Below are 17,422 nucleotides of genomic sequence, written 5' to 3'. Positions count from 1 at the left end.
TAGGCGTCAGGACAGCATCGTCCGGACGCCGGCCAGAAACGGCCCGGGGTCGTCGGCTTTCAGGTAGTCGAAGTGCGGTTCGGCGACCACGGACGCGAGGATGGTCCACGCCGTCCCGGAGAGCGTCGGCCGGGGGACGTTCGGCGAGTCGTCGGTGAGCACGCTCGCGAGGTGGCCGGCTTCGCCGTGCAGGAGGTGGGTGCCGACGCCCATCTCGTAGTCGTCAGCCACGTCCGTGACGCGGCCGGCGGCGGCGAGCCAGTAGTACCAGGGGAAGTCGGCGCCGGCGTGGACGGTCGACGGCAACGACTGCCACATGCGGGGGTTGATCTCGGTGAGGACGTAGTCGCCGGTGCCGGCCTCCCGCATGTACTCGATGCAGGCGAGGCCGTGGTAGTCGAGGTGTTCGAGGAGGTCGACGGCGACGGACTCGAGGTCGGGGTCGTACATCGAGCGGCGGTAGACGCCGCCGCCGCCCGTGTAGGAGTTCCCGCGGAGCTGGCGGTGCTGGAACGACGACACGACCTCGCCGTCGACGCAGAGCGCGGCGACCATGTACTCGCCGGCTTTCTCGACGAACGACTGGACGATGGGGTCGTGGCGCATCGACTCCCGAACGCTGTCGGCGTCGACGGCGTCGCCGGCGGCGACGTGGTGGAGGTCCTTGACGACGTCCACGTCCCGCTCGCCGAAGTCGTCGAGGTAGGCGTCCGCGAGGACGTTGTACCGGGCCTTGACGATTCGGGCGTCGTCCCAGTCGTCGACCCCGGAGAGGGGCCGCGTCTCGGGCACCGGCACGCCGGCGGCCTCGGCGGCCTCGGCGAGCAGCAGGCGGTCGTGCACTGCCTCCAGTGTCTCCATCGACGGGGCGACGACCGAGACGTGTTCCTCGAACAGCGACTGGTACCGCGACAGCAGGTAGCCGTCCTCGCAGCGCACCGGAATCACGGTGTGGACGTCGTCGCGGGCCGCGTGCTCGAGGAGCGCGTCCCGGTACGCGAGCAGGTCTTCGCGTGGCGACGGTAGGTCGACGAACTCGTCGCAGAACCGGGAGGCTGCGGCGGGTGGACTGGGCTTGTCCGACGCGACGACCGTGCCGATGCCGTGGTCGGCCAGCGACCGCAGGCACGTGTACGCCGACGCGTCGTTCCCGGACGGCACCAGCGCCCGGCCGTGAGACGGGTCCATGCTCCGCCATAGCGACCGAGTGGCTATCAGTAGCCACAGCGAAAGCCGGGTAAGCGGGCGCTACCCCCGGCAGTCACCGCGCACGAACGGCGTTCTCAGCGAGGTCCCGGAGGCCGTCGGCGAGGCTGACAGTGGCCTCCCAGCCGAGCTCCCGCCGGGCACGGGCGGCGTCGGCTTCGCTGCGCTCGACGTCGCCGGGGCGGGCGTCGGTGTGGACGACGCCCGCGTCGGTGCCGCTGACGGTCCGAATCAGGTCTGCGAGCTCGCGGATTTCGACGCTGTCGCCGGTGCCGATGTTGTACGCCCGACCGGCGGCGTCGGTCGTGGCGGCGGCGAGGTTGGCGTCGACGACGTCCGAGACGTGGACGAAGTCCCGCGTCTGGGTGCCGTCCCCGTGGACGGTCAGCGGCTGGCCGGAGCCCGCCTGCTCGAGGAACGTGGAGACGACGCCGCTGTAGTCGCCGGCGCGCTGCCGGGGGCCGTAGACGTTGAAGTACCGCAGCGCGACCGTCTCGAGCCCGTAGAGGTCGTGGTAGCGCCGCGTGTAGGCGTCGATGGCGAGCTTGTCGACGCCGTACGGCGACTGGGGGTCCTTCGGGTCGCCCTCCGAGACGGGCGTCTCGTCGGGGTTGCCGTAGATGGCGACGCTGGACGCGACGACGACGCGGGCGTCGGCGTCCCGGGCGGCTTCGAGGACGTGGAGGGTGCCGGTGACGTTGGCGGCCTGACTGGCCAGTGGGTCCTCGACGGACGCCGGCACGGAGACGAGGCCCGCCTGGTGGAAGACGACGTCGCAGCCCCGGACCGCCGACCGGACGGTCTCCGCGTCGCGGACGTCGCCCTCGACGACGTCGGCGCCGGCGGGGACGTTCTCGCGTCGGCCCGAGGAGAAGTCGTCGAGCACGCGGACGTCGGCGTCGAGGTCGAGGAGCGCTTCCGCGAGGTGGCTCCCGACGAACCCGGCGCCGCCGGTGACGAGGGCGGTCTGGCCGGCGAGTCTGTCGGCGCGGTCGGCTGCTGCTGCTGTCGCCGGTGGCGTGGCTGGCATGCCAACTGCGTCGGCGAGCGCGGGAATTGTTATGGTCCGGCTACGCGACGAACCGCCGCACTGCGGCCGGGTCGACCGCGCCGCTGGCGACCGCGAGCAGCCCCCAGATGCCGGCGCCGAGCCCGACGGTCGCCAGCAGCGAGACGACGCCGGAGACGTACGGCAGGACGACCACGACGGCCGCCGCCATCCCCAGCGAGACGAGGCACGCGAGCCCGATGCGGCGGCCGACCCGGCCGACCCGCAGGCCGAGTTCGTCGTGGATGACGTAGACGTTCGCGAGCGTGTACGCCGTGTACGTCACGACCGTCGCCACCGCCGCCCCGACGGCGCCGTACAGCGGGACGAGCAGGAGGTTCAGGAGGACGTTCGCGACGGCGCTGGCGCCCTTCACGACGGCTCGCTCCCGTGCCCGCCCGAGGTAGTCGAGGGCGTCGGTCGTGATCTTGTTGACGGCGTTGACGAGCACGAACCCGGCGAACACCTGGACGACGGGGACGGCGCCGAGGTAGTCGCTCCCGAAGACGTAGCGGACCATCGGGTCGGCGACGAGCACGAGGCCGACGGCGGCCGGGACGTACGCCAGCAGGACGTACGACAGCGACTGCTCGTAGAGGCGGGCGGCGCGCTCGCCGTTCTCCCGGTTGGCCTGCTCGCCGAGCGCCGGCGAGAGCGTGAAGCCGAATGAGGCGGCGGGCATCGACGCGAAGTTCGACACCTGTTTGGCGACGGTGTAGAAGCCGACGCCCGCCATCCCGGTGAACACGCCGACGATGATGGTGTCGACTTTCTTGTCGAGGACGTTCGCACCCCGGGTCGCCGTGAGGGGGACGCTGTACTCGAGCAGCCGGCGAGAGAGCCCCTCAGCGCGCTCGGCGGCGGGCTCGTACGCCCGGTAGAACTTCGTGTAGGCGACGACGCCGCCGACGACGGCAGCGACCGCGAGGCCGGCGACGTAGCCCGCGAGCGCGCCGGCGACGCCGAACCCGAGCGCGACGAACGCGACGACGAACAGCAACTGGCCGAGCCGGGTGACAACGCGGAGTTTGGCGCTCCACTGCACCCGGTTGAACCCCTGGAAGAGCGCGCCGAAGTACGACGTGAACGCGCGGGCGGCGACCCAGGCCGAGCCGAGCCCGACGAACGGAACCAGCGACGGCGTCCCGACGAACCGCGCGAGGGGGCCACCGAACAGCAGCGTGGCTCCGGCCACGACCGCGACTAGCGCGCAGAGGTAGCCGACCGACGCGCGGACGACGTGGGGGACCTGTCCGGGGTCGCGTTCGGCGAACTCGGTGACGTAGCGGGCGGCGGACTTCGGGAGGCCGAGCGTCGCGAGGATGACGACGACGCCGAACGCCGACAGCGCGAAGTTCAGCTCGCCGTACTCGTCGGGCGTCAGGAACACCCGGGTGAGCACGAGCACGAGCGCCGCCTGCGAGACCATCCCGACGAGGTTCCCGCCGAAGACGGCTTTCGTGCCGCTGGCGAGGCGGTCGGCGAGCGTCATTCCTCGGTCTCGATGCGGTAGAGGGTGTAGCCGCCGTTCGACCGGACGCGGTTCACGCCGGGCGTCGCCTCGAAGGCCTCGAAGCCGGACGCCGGATACCGGAAGCCGTCGTACATCACGACCTCGCGGAGGTACGCCCCCCGCGTGACCGTGATGTACCGGTCGGCCTCGTAGGCGGTCGTGTAGTTGCCGGCGGCGAAGACGCCCTCGGGGATGCTCGCGCGGTCACCCGGGAACTCGAGCTGGCGGTCGGTGTACTCGGTCCCGTAGTGGTAGTCGACGAAGCGCCGCGGGCCGCCCCTGATGCCGGTGAACGGGACGTTCTCCTCGCGGGTCTCGAACGTGGCGGCGTACCCGCCGAACTCGCTTTCCGTGACCTGGCTGTTCGGCTGGTACATGTACGGCGAGGGGTGGACCGCCATCGCGCCGACCGGCAACATGCCGACGAGCAGGACGACGGCGACGACGGCGCCGACGTGCCGGCCGGATGTGGCGTCGAGGTGGTCGGCCAGCCGGCCGACGGCGGCAGCACCGAGCACGGTCACGGGCACCATGAGGAAGCCCAGATAGCGGAAGTACTGGTCGCCGAGGTCGGCGGCGAACATCACGACGAACGCCCCGGTGAGCGGGACCATGCTGGCCGCTGCGTAGCCGGTGAGCGCGTCGTCGTGCGCCCGGAAGCGGTGGTAGAGCACGACACCGACGAGGCCGGCGGTGAGCACGGACAGCACCGCGCCGGGGAGGAACAGCTTCACGAACAGTTCGCCGAGGCTGCCGCCGACCTCCGTGAGTGACGCCGAGCGCTGGGAGACCACCCCGCCGGCGGTCGCGCCGCGGGCGAGCAGGCTGCTGAACGTCGCCTCCGTCGCGCCGCCCACCCGCTCGAAGCGCGGCGCCCAGACGGCGAGCGCCGCGACGAGCACCGCCGTCTGGGCGTACACCGGCCGGTGCTGTGTCGCCGGGCCGGTGGTCCAGTATCGCAGCAGTCCGCGGAGGACGGCGACGGCGACGAACACGAACGCGAGGTTGACGGCCTGCTGGGGGTGGACGAACACGAACGCGACCGCTGCGGCCGCCAGCAGAGCACCGAGGCCGGTGACGGCGCCGAACCGTGAGCGGCTGCCCGAGGGCGCGGGACTCGAGGCGGTGCGTTCGGCCGCTGGAGCGGCGACGTACGCGAACAGGAGGTAGAAGACGAACGCCGACAGCAGGATGGCCTGACTGGTCGGGTGCGCGACGGGGTGGACGCTGACGTTGTTGACTGGCACGAACATCGCGGCGGCGATGGCCCCGACGGCGAGCGCGCGCCGGCCGCCGCCGAGGACCTGCACGGTCAGCGGGACGAACAGGAGATAGACGACGGGGGCGGCGACGAGCACGACGTACAGCATCGCTCGCGGGAGGCCGACGCCGGCGGCGTCGGCGACGATCACGCTCGTCGTGTGGACGCCGGGGTACAGCAGCTCGGTGACCGCGAGGCTGCCGTCGGCGAGCTCGCGCGCCCAGCCGAGGTGGGTGAGGGCGTCGCCGCCGCCGTGGTAGGCGTACCCGCGAAGCAGCGGGAGCGCGAACACGGCGAGGCTGGCGCTCCCGACGGCCACGAGTGCGGCGTCGTGGAGGCGGCTCTCGCGGGACGCGGTGAGCGCGAGGACGCCGCCGACGACGAGCGCGGCGCCGACGCCGACCCAGGTGGCGGTGGGGGTGGCGGCGTAGATGGACAGTTCGTACCCGGTCGCGGGCGTCCGGTGGGCGACCCAGACGCCGGCAGCGAACGCGAACAGGCAGGCGGCGAGCGCGAGTTTCGAGAGGCGGTGTGTGAGGGTTGCCATGAGCAGTTGTCTCCCCGTTGGGCTGGTTGGTTGGAGTCCGATGCGTTGGTGGATTGTTATGCGGAGCGTAGGGCGTCCGCTGGCGTCACGCTCGCCGTTAGGCGTCGTCGACCACCGCCCGGTAGACGTCCAGTAAGCGGTCCGTACAGCGGTCCGTGCTGACCTCGCGGGCGGCCTCGCGGGCGTCGGGGGCGGCGCCGACGGTGACGGCGTCGTTGAGCCCGTCGGCGAGTTCGGTGTCGACGTCGGAGACGCGGCAGGCGGACACGTCTGCGAGGCGCTCGCGGACGTCGCCGACGTCGGTCGCGACCACCGGGAGTTCGCAGGCGAGGGCTTCCTTGACCGCGTTCGGGGAGCCCTCTCGGCGGGAGGTCAACAGGAGCGCGTCGGCGGCGTTGTAGTACGTCGGCATGTCCTCGTGGGCGACCCCCTGCACGGAGTGCAGGACGAGGTCGTCGTCCGTGCGGCGCTGTGCGAGGTCGACGACGCGGCGGGCGCGGGGGTAGTCCTTGACGGCGCGGCCCTCGGGGTACGGGAAGAGGACGTGGCTGGCGTCGGCCCGCCACCCCAGGCGGTCCCGGGCGTCCGCGGCCGGCTCGGGCGCGAACAGCTCCAGGTCGACGCCGTGCGGGACGACGTGGCACTGCTGGTCGAGGTCCGTGGCCATCGCCGGCGACATCACGACGACTTCGTCGGCGAACCGGCACGCCAGCCGGGAGACGGTGCCGTAGCGGCCCGCGAGGTCCGACCCCCACAGGGAGACGACGACCGGCAGCCCCCCCAGCCTGGGCACCGTCGACTGGAGCACGGCGTGGGGCGCCGTCAGACCGTAGTTCGCGTGCACGAGGTCGAACTCCCGGTGGGCGTACCGGAGCACCGCCGGCAGGAACCTGACGTAGTCGAGCGCGTTCCGGCCGTCGTTCTCCGACCCGTACTCGTGGTGGCCGGGGACGGCGAGCGTGGTCTCCTCGACACCGCGCTCTCCGAGCGACGCGACCTGCTGGCGGAAGAACCGCGACCGGGGCGTCGTCACCAGATTGAGGACGCGCACGGCCACCACTACCGGGACACCAGCCGGTAGGCGGTCTTCGCCGCCGTCGTGGCGGCGCCCCCGGACTCGATGCCGTAGTAGGGGACGAGGTCGGCGCCGAACTTCGCCTTGTACCGACAGAGGCGTTCGGTGTTCGCGCCCATCAGGTCGTAGGTGTCGACCGACTCGCGGGGCTCCCCGGCGGCGATGTCCTCGACGATGCGCCAGTGCAGGAGGCTGTTGACGCTGACGCCGTCGTGGACCGTGCGCGCGCCGCCGAGCCAGTAGTGGGCGGCGTCGTTGCTGTAGGGGACGATTATCCCGGAGAGGAACTCGCCGTCGGCGTCCTCGACGACGTACGTCCGGCAGCGGTCGGCGTCGGCGAGCGCGTCAGTCAGGTCGGCGACGTACGGCCACGACAGCCGGAACGGTCGGTCCTGTTCGGCGTAGCGGTCGCGGGTGCGCTCGAACACCCGTCGCGGCCCCTCGTCGTTGTCCACCCGCACGGACACGTCGAGGTCCTTCGCGTCCCGGATCTCGCGCCGCAGGCTCTTCGAGAACGACGACAGCAGGGCGTCGGTGTCCCCGTCGACGTCGAGGTGGTACGTGAACGACGTGTCGAGGTCGAGGTCCGACCAGACGTACGGGCGGGGGTCGGGGTACGTCGTCGGGCAGACCGCCCGGAACACCGTCAGGGAGTCGTCGACGTCGAGCTCGTCGAGGACGGCCTCGGCGAACCGGCCGTTGACCTTCTCGCGCTTGCGGCGTTTCGGGCTCGCGGGCATCACGAGCGGCCCGAGTCTGGGGACGCCGCGACCGGGCGGCGGCGACAGCACGGCGCGGCCGACCGCCTGTTCGCGCACGAACACCGGGAACAGGCCGACCGGCTGGTCGCCCTTGAAGCCGCCGTACAGCCGTAGCTGGCCGGCGCTGTGGTCGTCGAGCACGCGCAGGGCTTCGGGCGCGTGGAACAGTTCGAACCCCGCATCGGGGAGCGCGTCGGCCCACTCGTCGAGCGTGAGTTCCCGGACGTCCATTGCCACTGGAGGGGCGTGGCACCCCCATCGTTATGGGCCGACTACGGGGGGTCGGCGGCGGGCTCCTCGGCCCGCCGCTCGCCGAGGCCGGCGGCGTCGTAGAAGGCCGCCGGGGAGCCGACCCAGGCGTCCTCGTCGAGCGCCCACGCGACGAGGTCGCGGTAGACGTCGGCGTACCCGGGGAAGTCCCGATCGGTGAAGTACCGGGGGTGCCAGAGCACCGTCATCACGGCGCTCTCGTCGCGGGCCTCGACGAGCAGGTCCTCGCAGACGGCCCACGCCGCGTCGTAGTCGTCGCCGGGGTCGGGGAGGGCCGTCTCCATGAGCGTCAGCGGGAAGACGACGAACTCGTCGTCGAAGGGCCGGTGGACGCCGTGGCCGTGGTGGAACCCGGCCTCGCTGCTGGAGCCGGGGCTGGCGTCGTAGTCGAGGCCGAGCGCGCGGTGGTGGCGCCACGTCTCAGGGACATCGAGGTTCAGGTAGTGCTGGCGGCCGCCCCGGACCGACTCTCCGAGTACGGCCTCGACGTGGGCCTTCTCGCGGCGGAGCCGGGAGCGGTCGTCGAACGACTCGTAGGAGCCGTGCAGGCCGACCTCCCAGCCGCCGTCGCGGAGGTCGGCGAGGACGCCACGAATCCGGGGGTCGTCGAGGCTGTACCGGCCGGCGTACAGCCGCCACGCGTCCATCGACAGCCACTCCCGGGGCGGCCGGTCGGCGAGGAGGCGCTGTTCGTCGAGGACGTAGAACGCCGACCGGACGCCGAGCTTGTCCTCGATGCGTTGCACCCGGTCGAACTGCCAGTAGGGGTTGCGGCCCGGCAGGAGGTCTCGGAGGTGGTGGCGCCGCCGGCCCGGCTCGGTCAGCGCGTAGTACAGCGACTGGTGGGTCTTGTAGGGGCGGTCGACGTCGTGGGTGAGCAGCAGCGCGAACTCGTGGCCGTCGGGAACCGGGCGCTCGCCGTCGCCGTCGGGCTGCCAGTCGGTCGCGGTCACGCAGTGGTCACCTCCTCGGTGAGCGCGACCACGAACGCCGTCACGTCGACCTTGTCGGCCAGCAGGTCGCGGCGGCGACGCGCCCACCGCCGACCGGCGTTCGGGTCCCCGGCGAGTTCGAGCGCGCGGTCGACAGCCGCCTCGGGGTCCGTCGTGGACGCCACGAGCCCGTAGTCGGCGAGCGCGTCGAAGTTCCCCAGGTCGGCGTCCAGCGGGTCGTAGCGGACGGCCGGAGTGCCGAGCACGCCGGCTTCCGTCGCGACGGTCCCGGAGTCGCCGACGTAGCAGTCAGCGAACGCCAGCAGGTCAAGCAGTTCGTGGCTGTCGACCGGGAGGTCGTGGTCGGCGAACTCGGCGGGGAGCGCGCCCTCCGTGGAGAGGTAGACGTCGCCGTGGTCGGCGAGCCCGTCGACGAGCCGACGGACCGCCTCCCGAGGGAAGCCGTCGGCGCCGGTGTCGTGGTGGGCGTCCATCGAGACGAGCCGGACCACGGAGTAGGGCGAGCCGGGGTCGACGCCGGCCTCCCGGAGCGCGTCCGGGTCGGGCTCGAAGCGCGCCGGGTGGAGGTACGCGAGCTCGTGGAACCCCGCGTAACGGACGTGTTCACCCGGTAGGTCCCGGGAGAACTCCAGGGGCGTGCAGACGGTGTCGACGAACGGGAGCGTGTACCGCTCGACGGCGTCCGCGATCTCGGTGTCGTGGAAGACGACGCTCTCGGCGCCGACCGCCGCCGCGACGTGCGCCGCCGCCGGGTTCAGGTGGCTGAGCACGACGTCCGGGTCGACGCGGCGGGCGTACCGGTACAGCGTGAGCTCCCGCCACACCCACTCTCGGGGGAGCGCCAGCGGGCCGTCGCGGGTCGCCGAGCAGACGGCGTACTCGTGACCGAGGGCGTCCAGGAGGTCGGTCGTCACGTCCTTCTCGCGGGCGGCGACGTGGACGTCGTGACCCCGGGCCTCGAGGGCGTTGACGGCGTGCCGGAACAGGTGGACGTGCGCGGGGTGGGTGACGTCCACGAGCACGCACAGCGGCGCCGAGTCGGTGGACTGGGTCATGCCTCCGGCCCGCCGAACAGCGTCGCGCCCCGGTAGACGAGCGTCGCGGCCCGGTCCCGGGAGCGGGAGACGACGCGCGCCGGCAGCGAGTTCGTCCACCGGCAGGGGTGCGTGAGCACGCAGACTCGCGCCGGCGAACCGGCACGGAACTGCGCGGCGAGGTCGCTGGCCGTCTCGGCGGTGGTGGGCTGGTCGCGCTCGCCGAGCGACCGGGCACGGTCGGCGGGCCGCTCCCGGAACGTCCGACCGGCGTCCGAGAAGAACGACAGGTCGACGTAGTCCACCGAGCGGTCGGCGTCGCCGAGCAGCCCGAACTCCTCGAACGACGGCCCGCGCTGCCAGAGCACTGTGTTGTCGTGCTGGGAGAGCGCGGCGGCATGCGGGCTCACGGTCGCCACGTCGCAGGCGCGCCGGAACACTCGGAGGTTGTTCGCGAACAGCGCGCGAGCGGTATCGAGGTCGCCCCGGGTGGTCGCCACGTCGTCGTAGTGGTAGCCGACCTCGTGGCCGAGGTCGACGAGCCGTTCGGCCCGCCCCTCCCGGAACGCGCTCGGGTGGAGGTAGTACGACGCCGAGGCGTCGAACTCGGCTTCGAGGCGGGCGAGCGCCTCGGCACGGCGGGGCTTCCGGTCGACGTCGTGGCGGAGGACGACGAAGCGCTCCGGGAGGCTGCCGGCGCGGAGGTACTCCCGGACGGTCAGCGTCTCGTAGCCGGCGTCCGCGAGCGCACCCAGCAGCTCCGCGTACGCGGCGTGCGTGAACTCGTCGGTCACTGCCATCCCCTCCCGACGACGTACCGGCGGTGGTCGGTGCCGGCGAGGTCCAGTGCGTCCCGGCCGTCGACGACGACCAGGGGGTCGAACGCCCGCCAGTCGACGGCGTCGAACTCGTCGTGGGCGGCCGCCAGCACAGCGGCGTCGAGGTCCAGCACGGGCAGGTCGTCGACTGCCACGTCGCTGGCGGGGACGTCGTCGCCGGCGTCCACGAGCGGGTCGGCGGCGTGGACGGTCGCGCCGCGCTCGGCGAGGCGCTCGCAGACGGCGACCCCGGGGCTGGCACGTGTCTCCCGGACGCCCGCCCGGTACGTGAGACCGAGCACGGCGACACTCGCACCCGCGAGGGCCGCCCCGTCGCCTGCCTCGCCGCCATCCGGGTCGCCGCCGTCTGCTGCGGCCGGCGAGCGCTCGCGCGCTGCCAGCCCCTCGGCCACCCGGTCGACGACGAACCCGGGCATCGAGTCGTTGACCTCCCGGGCTGTCCGCACGAGCGGGGCGTCACCGTCGAGCCACCCGAGCACGAAGTACGGGTAGTAGGGGATGCAGTGGCCGCCGACGCCCGGCCCCGGGGTGTGGATGTCGCAGTACGGCTGGGTGTTGGCGGCGTCGATGGCCTCCCTGACGTCCACCGAGAGGTCGTCTGCGAGGCGCGCGAGGTCGTTTGCCAGCGCGATGTTGGCGTCCCGGTAGAGCCCCTCGAAGACCTTCACCGCCTCCGCCGTGCGGGCGTCCGCGACCGGGACGAGGTCGTTGTCGACGAGCTCCCCGTAGACGAGTTCGGCGACTCTGGTGGCTTCGGGGTCGGTGCCGCCGACGACCTTCGGGTGGGTGCCGCGGACGTCGGCGAGCGCGCGCCCGCTGGACGTCCGCTCCGGGCACACCGCCGCGCCGAAGGCGTCCCGGTCGAGGCCGCTCTGCTCGGCGAGCACGGGCACGAGCACGTCGTCGGTGGCGCCGGGCGGGAGCGTGGACTCGAAGAAGACCACGTCGCCGGCTTCGAGGCCGGCGGCGACGTCGGCGACGACCGACTCGACCGCCGAGAGGTCCGGCTCGCCGTCCGCCACGAGCGTCGGGACGATGACGACGTGGACGCTCGCCTCGGCGGCCGCCTCCGGCCCGTCCGTCGTGGCGCGCAGCGCGCCGCGGCCGACGAGGTCGGCGACGAGCTGCGGGAGGCCGGGCTCGCGCTCGACGGGGCAGTCGCCGGCGTTGACCGTGTCGACGACCGCCGGGTCGACGTCGACGCCGGTGACGTTGCCCGTGGTCTCGGCGTAGACGGCGGCCAGCGGCAGCCCCATCTTCCCGAGCCCGTAGACGGCGACCGGGACGTCGGCGGTGCGCAGCCAGCCGCGCTGGACCTCCTCGCCGGCGCGGGCGCCGTACAGCGCGCGGCTCACGGCGTCACCTCCGCGGGCCGCCGGCTGGCGAGGTCGTCGATCCGCGTCGCCAGTTCGAGCGCGCGCAGGCCGTCCTCGGCGGAGACGACGGGCTCGGAGCCGGCCCGGATGGCTTCGAGGAACGCCGTGAGCTCGTGGGCGAGCGGCTCGCCGTTGTCCACCATCGGTCGCTCGACGACGCTCTCGGTGCGGTGGCGGAACCCGCCGTTGCCGGCGACGTACTCCGGCGCCGACGACCGGTGGATCTCGACGGACTGGTCGGTGTAGTCGACGAGCACCCGGCACTCGCGGGCGGTGATGGCGAGCCGGCGGACCTTCTGCTGGGTCACGCGGGACGCCGTGAACGACCCGACGACGCCGCCGGGGAACGTCGTCGTGGCGGTGGCGTACTGGCCGTCGTGGCCGCCGGCCGCCGTCACCGAGTCCGGGGTGTCCCCGAGCAGCGCACACACCACGTCGAGGTCGTGTATCATGAGGTCGTGGACGACGTTCGACCCGAGGTCGCGGTCCAGCGGCGGGCCGAGGCGCTGTGCGTCGACGGCGAGCACATCGAGGTTCTCGACCACCTCGGCGACCGTGCGGACCGCCGGATTGAACCGTTCGACGTGGCCGACCTGGAGCGTGACGCCGGCGCTGTCGGCTGCGGCGGCGAGCTCCCGGCCGGTGGCGACGTCGCCGACGAACGGCTTCTCGACCAGGGCGTGCACGTCGGCGTGGATGCAGTCGCTGACGACGTCGGCGTGGTACGGCGTCGGCACGACGACGGAGACTGCGTCGACGGCGTCCAGCAGGTCCGGGGTGTCCATCGCCCGGGTGGCGTGGGCGTCGGCGACCTCGCTGGCGCGCTCGGCGTCGACGTCAGCGACCCCGACGAGCGTCGCGTCGTCGAGTTCGTCGTACACCCGGGCGTGGTTGCGGCCCATGCTCCCGACGCCGACGACGCCGACCGGCATGGGGTCGGTCACGAGGACACCTCGCCGGCTTCGGCTGTCTCGGGGAGCACGGTCGCGTCGAACGACTCGACGGCGCTGGCGACGGCCTCGACGTCCGCATCGTCGAGGCCGGGGTGGACGGGCAGCGACACCACCCGGTCGGCCGCGCGCTCCGCCACCGGACAGTCGGCCTCGAAGTCGTCGTAGGCGGGCTGCTCGTGGATGGGCGTCGGGTAGTAGACGCCGGTCTGGACGCCCTCGTCCGCGAGGTGCGAGCGGAGGTTCTCCCGGTAGTCGGTCTGCACCGTGTACTGGTGGTAGACCGAGGTGGCGGCGGCGGGCTCGGTCGGCGTCTCGACGTGCGTGTCGGCCAGCCGCTCGGTCAGTCGGTCGGCGTGCTCGCGGCGCGCGGTGTTGAACGCCGGCAGCCGCCGGAGCTGTGCGCGCCCGATGGCGGCACACAGGCTCGTCATCCGGAAGTTGTGGCCGAGGTCGGCGTGGGCGTACCCCTCGGTGCGGCCGTGGTCGGCGAACCGGCGGACGCGCTCGGCGACGGCGTCGTGGTCGGTCGTCACCATCCCGCCCTCGCCGCTGGTCATGTTCTTCGTCGGGTAGAAGGAGAAGCAGGCGGCGTCGGCCAGCGACCCCACGGGCTCGCCGCGGTGGGTCGCGCCGTGGGCCTGCGCGGCGTCCTCGACGAGCGCGAGGCCGTGGTCGTCGGCGACGTCCCGGAGGTCCCGCATCTCGGCGGGCGTGCCGTAGAGGTGGACGGCGAGGATGGCGGCCACGCTGTCGTGGCGGGCGACGGCGTCGGCTACGGCGTCCGGGTCCAGCGTGAGCGTGTCGGGGTCGACGTCGGCGAACACGGGCGTGCCGCCGGCGAGCCTGACGGCGTTCGCGCTCGCGACGAACGAGAACGGCGTCGTCACGACCCTGTCCCCGTCGCCGACGCCGAGCGCCTCGAAGGTGGCGTGCAGGGCGGTGGTGCCGTTGGTCGTCGCGACGGCGTGCTCGACGCCGGTGTGGTCGGCGAACTCGGACTCGAACTCGCGGACCACGGGGCCGTCGGCCAGCTGGCCGTCCTCCAGCACCTCGCAGACGGCGTCCCGCTCGGCGGCGCCCAGCTGTGGGTCGGCGATGGGAATCACGACGAATCGTTCCCTCCCCGGAGTCGCTCCGGCAGCGGCTCGTGACGCGCCGGCGCGCCGACGGCCAGCGTGTCCGGCAGCACGTCCTCAGTGACGACGGCGTTCGCCGCGACGAACGCGCGCTCTCCCACGGTCACTCCCGGGAGCACGGTGGCGTTCGCGCCGATGGAGGCGTCGGCCTCGACGGTCGGCGCCGACAGCTCACTCGCTTCCTCGCGCAGCGGGTACGGGTCGTTCGTCAGGACGGCGTGCGGCCCGAAGAACGCGCGGTCGCCGACGGTCGTCCCCGTCGGCAGGTAGACCCCCGTCTGGAGGCTGACCTCGTCGCCCAGCCGGCAGGAGCCGTCGACGACGGCGTGCGTCCCGACGAGCACGTCGTCGCCGATGGTCGTCGCCTCCCGGACGACCGCCCCGTGTCCGGTCGTGAAGCGGTCGCCGATGGTCACGTCGGCGTAGACGACGGTGCCGCTGCGGATGGTCGGGTCGGCGCCGATCGTCGGGTCACCGGCGCCGCCCTCACCCAGCGTCGCCTCCGGGTGGACGCCAGTCGGCCGCGTTCCGGCACCGGTCATCGCCGCCCCCCGGACGTCCGGCGTGCCTGTCCGTTCGTTTCCCCCCTCGACGGCTGTGAGTAATCCTGCATTGTGAACACCGCAGTGGCGGTTGTCGGTGCATGCCAGCGTCGGAGCATTGTTATGGACGCGTTTGCCGGGGTTAGCAGTCGCCTTGGTCACTCCCGGGACGGCTGCGAACACCAGCGGTCGACGGCGCTGTCGGCGTCCCGGGGGTCGCGGTTCACGGTGACGTTGCGCTGCGAGATGGCCGACCCGGTGAACGACAGCGGGTCGCCAGTCACCGAGACGTAGGAGTCGTGGACCTCGCCGGTGACGTCCTCGGCGACGATGCCGTCGCGGTCGTCGCCGGGCTGGTGGACACAGAGGTTCGCGAACTCGCAGCCCCGCCGGTTCGCCGCCGCGACGGCCGCGCCGCCGGTCGCCTCGCCGGTGACGACGACGTTCTCGCAGCGGAACGGCCCGTGGTGGGCGTCCTCGGCTGTGCTGTCGCCCGGCGCCTTGATGCGGACGGCGTTGACGTCGTCGGCGTCCACCCTGACCTGGCAGTTCTGGACGGTCGCGGACCCGAGCTCCGAGGAGAACACGATGCCGCCGTCGCTGGAAGTCACTTCCAGCATCTCCACCAGGCAGTCCTCGACGAGCAGGCTCTCGCCGCTCCGCAGCCGGATGCCGCGCATGTTCTCGCCGGCGTCGCTGCGATCGTCACAGCGCACGTGGACGCCGCGCACGACGCTGGCGTCCTTCGTCTCGATGCGGACGCCCGAGATGCCGTTGTTCAGGTACGAGCCACCGAGCACCGAGACTTCCCCCTCGGGCGGGTTCGCGTACAGGCCGTTGTCAGGGAACCCGGCGACGTGGCAGTCCACGAACGCCAGGTCGCCGTGGTTCTGGTCGCCGACCTCCATGCCGGTCACGCCGGTGCCCGGGACCCCGCCGTCCGGAAGACGGACGTTCTCGACGCGCGCCGTCCCGTCGGGCTCGGTGACGTCGAACCGGAGCTGGTCCTGCCCGACGTCGATGCGCCCCCGGACGTCGAGTTCCCGGGCGACGATGCGGTCGTCCGCCATCGCGAACAGCGGCCGGGCGCCCGTGTCCTCGGCCCGGAAGTCGAAGGTGAGCCCCGCGATCAGGACCTCGGAGAGCGGTTCGGGGTAGCCGAGCGCGAACAGCGTGCCGTCGTAGCCGTCTGGCGGGACGATGGTGGCGTTCTCGCCGACGATTCCCGTGGACGCGTCGCTGACGCTGACCGTGCGGCCGAGCTCGTAGCGGCCGGGCGGCAGGTAGACGAGCGTGCCGTCCCGGAGGTGGTCCTCGAAGTAGTCCGCCGTCTCCCGCGCGCCCGTCTGGTCGGCGCCCTCCGTGCCGAGGTTCACGACCTCGTCGAACCCCCACTCGGAAGCGATGGCTGCCGGATACCGGCTTTCCTCGCCCGTCGTCCGTGCCGGCACCTCTGGCTGTTCGTGCGGCCCCGGACCCGGCGGTGGCGGGTCGTCGTCCTCGCGGCCGCCGCACCCGGCGAGCCCGACTGTGGCAGCCGCTGCGACCGTCGCCAGGAACCTTCGCCGGCGCATGAGTGTCGTCTGCGTGCAGACAGCCGCGTCTGTTAGTTATGCGGCGGGAGTGTGGCGAGTAGGACGACCCTACGGCGCCGGGCAACGTAAGTAGCACCGGCCAATACCGCAGGTAACGGTCGGATACCCGACCACCCGCCACCGTGACGACTGACACTGCCGAACTCCGGCGACGGCTCGACGGCCTCGCCGACACCGACCCCCGAATTGACGGTGCTTACGTCCGCCTCGTCGACGACGCCCCGGACCCAGTGGTGCTGCTCGGCGTCGTTCACGACCACCCCGCGAGCGTCGCTCGGGCACGCCGGGTCGTCGACGCGCTCGACCCCGACGTTGTCGCCCTCGAGGCGCCGAACGCACTGACGCCTGCGTTCACCGACACGGACGGGGCTGGCGGCGAGATGACCGCCGCTGCGGACGCCGCGGCAGCCGACGCCGCCGTCGTCGGGGTCGACGCCCCCGGCCGCGGGACGCTACGGTCGCTGGCGTCGGTGGTCGCTGACGAGCGGCCGGACGTCCGGACTGTGGCGTCGGCGCTCGCTGGCCTCGGCCGGCTCGGCGTCCACGCCGCCCGGGGCCGGCTCCAGGCGGCCGGCGTGCCGCCGGGGTGGCTCGGCGGCGACTTCGAACGCACCCAGGATTACGACTGTCCACAGGACGCCAGCCCCGGGGAGCAGGCGTCCCACGAGGCCTCTCGGGTCAGCCGCAGCACGTCCCTGCTGCGCGCGTTCGACCCGCCGCCCGCCACCCGCGTCCTCGACGGCGTTCGCGAGCGACAGATGGGGCGGCGGCTCGCCGGCTTCGCCGCTCGGGGCGAACTCGTCGTCGCCGTCGTCGGCTTCAGCCACCTCGACGGCGTCGAGAACGAAGTCGCCAGCTGCTGACGATTCGAGTGTCGGTGGCGCTCGACCGATAAGTGGAGTGTTCGGTATCCCCGCAGGCGCGCGTAGCGATGCCGCCCGTGGGTGCAGTGGCCCGGGGAGAGCGACTAGTCTTTCAGGTGGATCTCGTTCCCGGAGAACTGCCGCACGCGGTCGTGAGAGAGCGCGTACATGTCCTCAGACTCGTCTTCCCAGCCGAGCCGCTGCCGGATGCTGTCGGCGATGCCGTGCTCCGGCTTCACGTGTACCGTGTCCCCGTGCACCTCCTGAACGGTCCCGATCTTCTCCCCGTCGCTGCTCAGGACATCCATGCCCGTGTCGCCGTCTCTGAATGGTCGTGCCATTGTGAATGTGCGGCCCTGCGGCCACAGAGAAGCCCAGACCAGCCGACAGCATAGTAATAGAGCTGCTACGCACCGCTCACGAGGGGTTTCCGGCCGCCGTCTGTGGATT

At 72.5% G+C, this 17,422-nt stretch carries 16 protein-coding genes; 1 reads left to right on the top strand and 15 read right to left on the bottom strand.

Going from position 1 to position 17,422, the window contains the following annotated elements; translation table 11 throughout:
* Nucleotides 1-6: 6 nt before the first annotated feature.
* The 14 genes from LT971_RS14610 to LT971_RS14545 form a co-directional block, all read right to left on the bottom strand.
* Nucleotides 7-1,188, bottom strand: coding sequence for a carboxylate--amine ligase (locus LT971_RS14610; protein ID WP_237007683.1), 1,182 nt, complete (start codon nt 1,186-1,188; stop codon nt 7-9).
* 73 nt (nt 1,189-1,261) lie between these two features.
* Nucleotides 1,262-2,236: an NAD-dependent epimerase/dehydratase family protein gene (locus tag LT971_RS14605; RefSeq protein ID WP_237007682.1), complete on the bottom strand. Its 975-nt coding sequence runs from the start codon at nt 2,234-2,236 to the stop codon at nt 1,262-1,264.
* A gap of 40 nt (nt 2,237-2,276) precedes the next feature.
* Nucleotides 2,277-3,746 (bottom strand): lipopolysaccharide biosynthesis protein, encoded by a 1,470-nt coding sequence (locus LT971_RS14600; protein WP_237007681.1) that lies wholly within the window; start codon nt 3,744-3,746, stop codon nt 2,277-2,279.
* On the bottom strand, nt 3,743-5,575 hold the full coding sequence (locus LT971_RS14595) for a hypothetical protein (protein ID WP_237007680.1): 1,833 nt from the start codon (nt 5,573-5,575) through the stop codon (nt 3,743-3,745). The genes LT971_RS14600 and LT971_RS14595 overlap by 4 nt, the downstream gene beginning before the upstream one ends.
* A gap of 97 nt (nt 5,576-5,672) precedes the next feature.
* The gene (locus LT971_RS14590) at nt 5,673-6,632 is read right to left on the bottom strand and encodes a glycosyltransferase (protein ID WP_237007679.1); all 960 of its coding nucleotides are present in this window, start codon (nt 6,630-6,632) and stop codon (nt 5,673-5,675) included.
* Nucleotides 6,633-6,634: 2 nt separating this feature from the next.
* On the bottom strand, nt 6,635-7,642 hold the full coding sequence (locus tag LT971_RS14585) for a lipid II:glycine glycyltransferase FemX (protein ID WP_237007678.1): 1,008 nt from the start codon (nt 7,640-7,642) through the stop codon (nt 6,635-6,637).
* Nucleotides 7,643-7,683: 41 nt separating this feature from the next.
* A complete protein-coding gene (locus tag LT971_RS14580; RefSeq protein ID WP_237007677.1) occupies nt 7,684-8,634 on the bottom strand; it encodes a polysaccharide deacetylase family protein in 951 nt (316 codons plus the stop codon).
* A complete protein-coding gene (locus LT971_RS14575) occupies nt 8,631-9,689 on the bottom strand; it encodes a DUF354 domain-containing protein (protein WP_237007676.1) in 1,059 nt (352 codons plus the stop codon). Before LT971_RS14575 ends, LT971_RS14580 begins: the two co-directional genes overlap by 4 nt.
* A complete protein-coding gene (locus tag LT971_RS14570; RefSeq protein WP_237007675.1) occupies nt 9,686-10,462 on the bottom strand; it encodes a polysaccharide deacetylase family protein in 777 nt (258 codons plus the stop codon). Before LT971_RS14570 ends, LT971_RS14575 begins: the two co-directional genes overlap by 4 nt.
* Entirely contained in the window at nt 10,459-11,862 is a 1,404-nt protein-coding gene (locus LT971_RS14565) for a nucleotide sugar dehydrogenase (protein WP_237007674.1), read from the bottom strand. Before LT971_RS14565 ends, LT971_RS14570 begins: the two co-directional genes overlap by 4 nt.
* Complete coding sequence (locus tag LT971_RS14560; RefSeq protein WP_237007826.1) at nt 11,859-12,815, bottom strand: Gfo/Idh/MocA family protein; 957 nt, start codon at nt 12,813-12,815, stop codon at nt 11,859-11,861. Before LT971_RS14560 ends, LT971_RS14565 begins: the two co-directional genes overlap by 4 nt.
* Nucleotides 12,816-12,823: 8 nt before the next feature.
* On the bottom strand, nt 12,824-13,942 hold the full coding sequence (locus LT971_RS14555) for a DegT/DnrJ/EryC1/StrS family aminotransferase (protein WP_237007673.1): 1,119 nt from the start codon (nt 13,940-13,942) through the stop codon (nt 12,824-12,826).
* On the bottom strand, nt 13,939-14,514 hold the full coding sequence (locus LT971_RS14550) for an acyltransferase (protein WP_237007672.1): 576 nt from the start codon (nt 14,512-14,514) through the stop codon (nt 13,939-13,941). Before LT971_RS14550 ends, LT971_RS14555 begins: the two co-directional genes overlap by 4 nt.
* Nucleotides 14,515-14,672: 158 nt before the next feature.
* The gene (locus LT971_RS14545) at nt 14,673-16,088 is read right to left on the bottom strand and encodes a hypothetical protein (protein ID WP_237007671.1); all 1,416 of its coding nucleotides are present in this window, start codon (nt 16,086-16,088) and stop codon (nt 14,673-14,675) included.
* Between the two features lie 143 nt (nt 16,089-16,231).
* Between LT971_RS14545 and LT971_RS14540 the strand changes: the two genes are divergently transcribed.
* Nucleotides 16,232-16,972 carry a hypothetical protein gene (locus LT971_RS14540; RefSeq protein ID WP_237007670.1) on the top strand — a complete coding sequence of 247 codons (741 nt, stop codon included), beginning with the start codon at nt 16,232-16,234 and terminating at the stop codon, nt 16,970-16,972.
* 104 nt (nt 16,973-17,076) lie between these two features.
* On the opposite strand, the gene LT971_RS14535 is transcribed toward LT971_RS14540, so the two are convergent.
* Complete coding sequence (locus tag LT971_RS14535) at nt 17,077-17,313, bottom strand: DUF8593 domain-containing protein (RefSeq protein ID WP_237007669.1); 237 nt, start codon at nt 17,311-17,313, stop codon at nt 17,077-17,079.
* Nucleotides 17,314-17,422 lie beyond the last annotated feature (109 nt).

This window comes from Halobacterium rubrum, assembly GCF_021729015.1.
GTDB lineage: Archaea > Halobacteriota > Halobacteria > Halobacteriales > Halobacteriaceae > Halobacterium > Halobacterium rubrum.
Note: the sequence above shows the minus strand (reverse complement) of the source record. Positions and strands in the feature narration are given on the sequence as shown.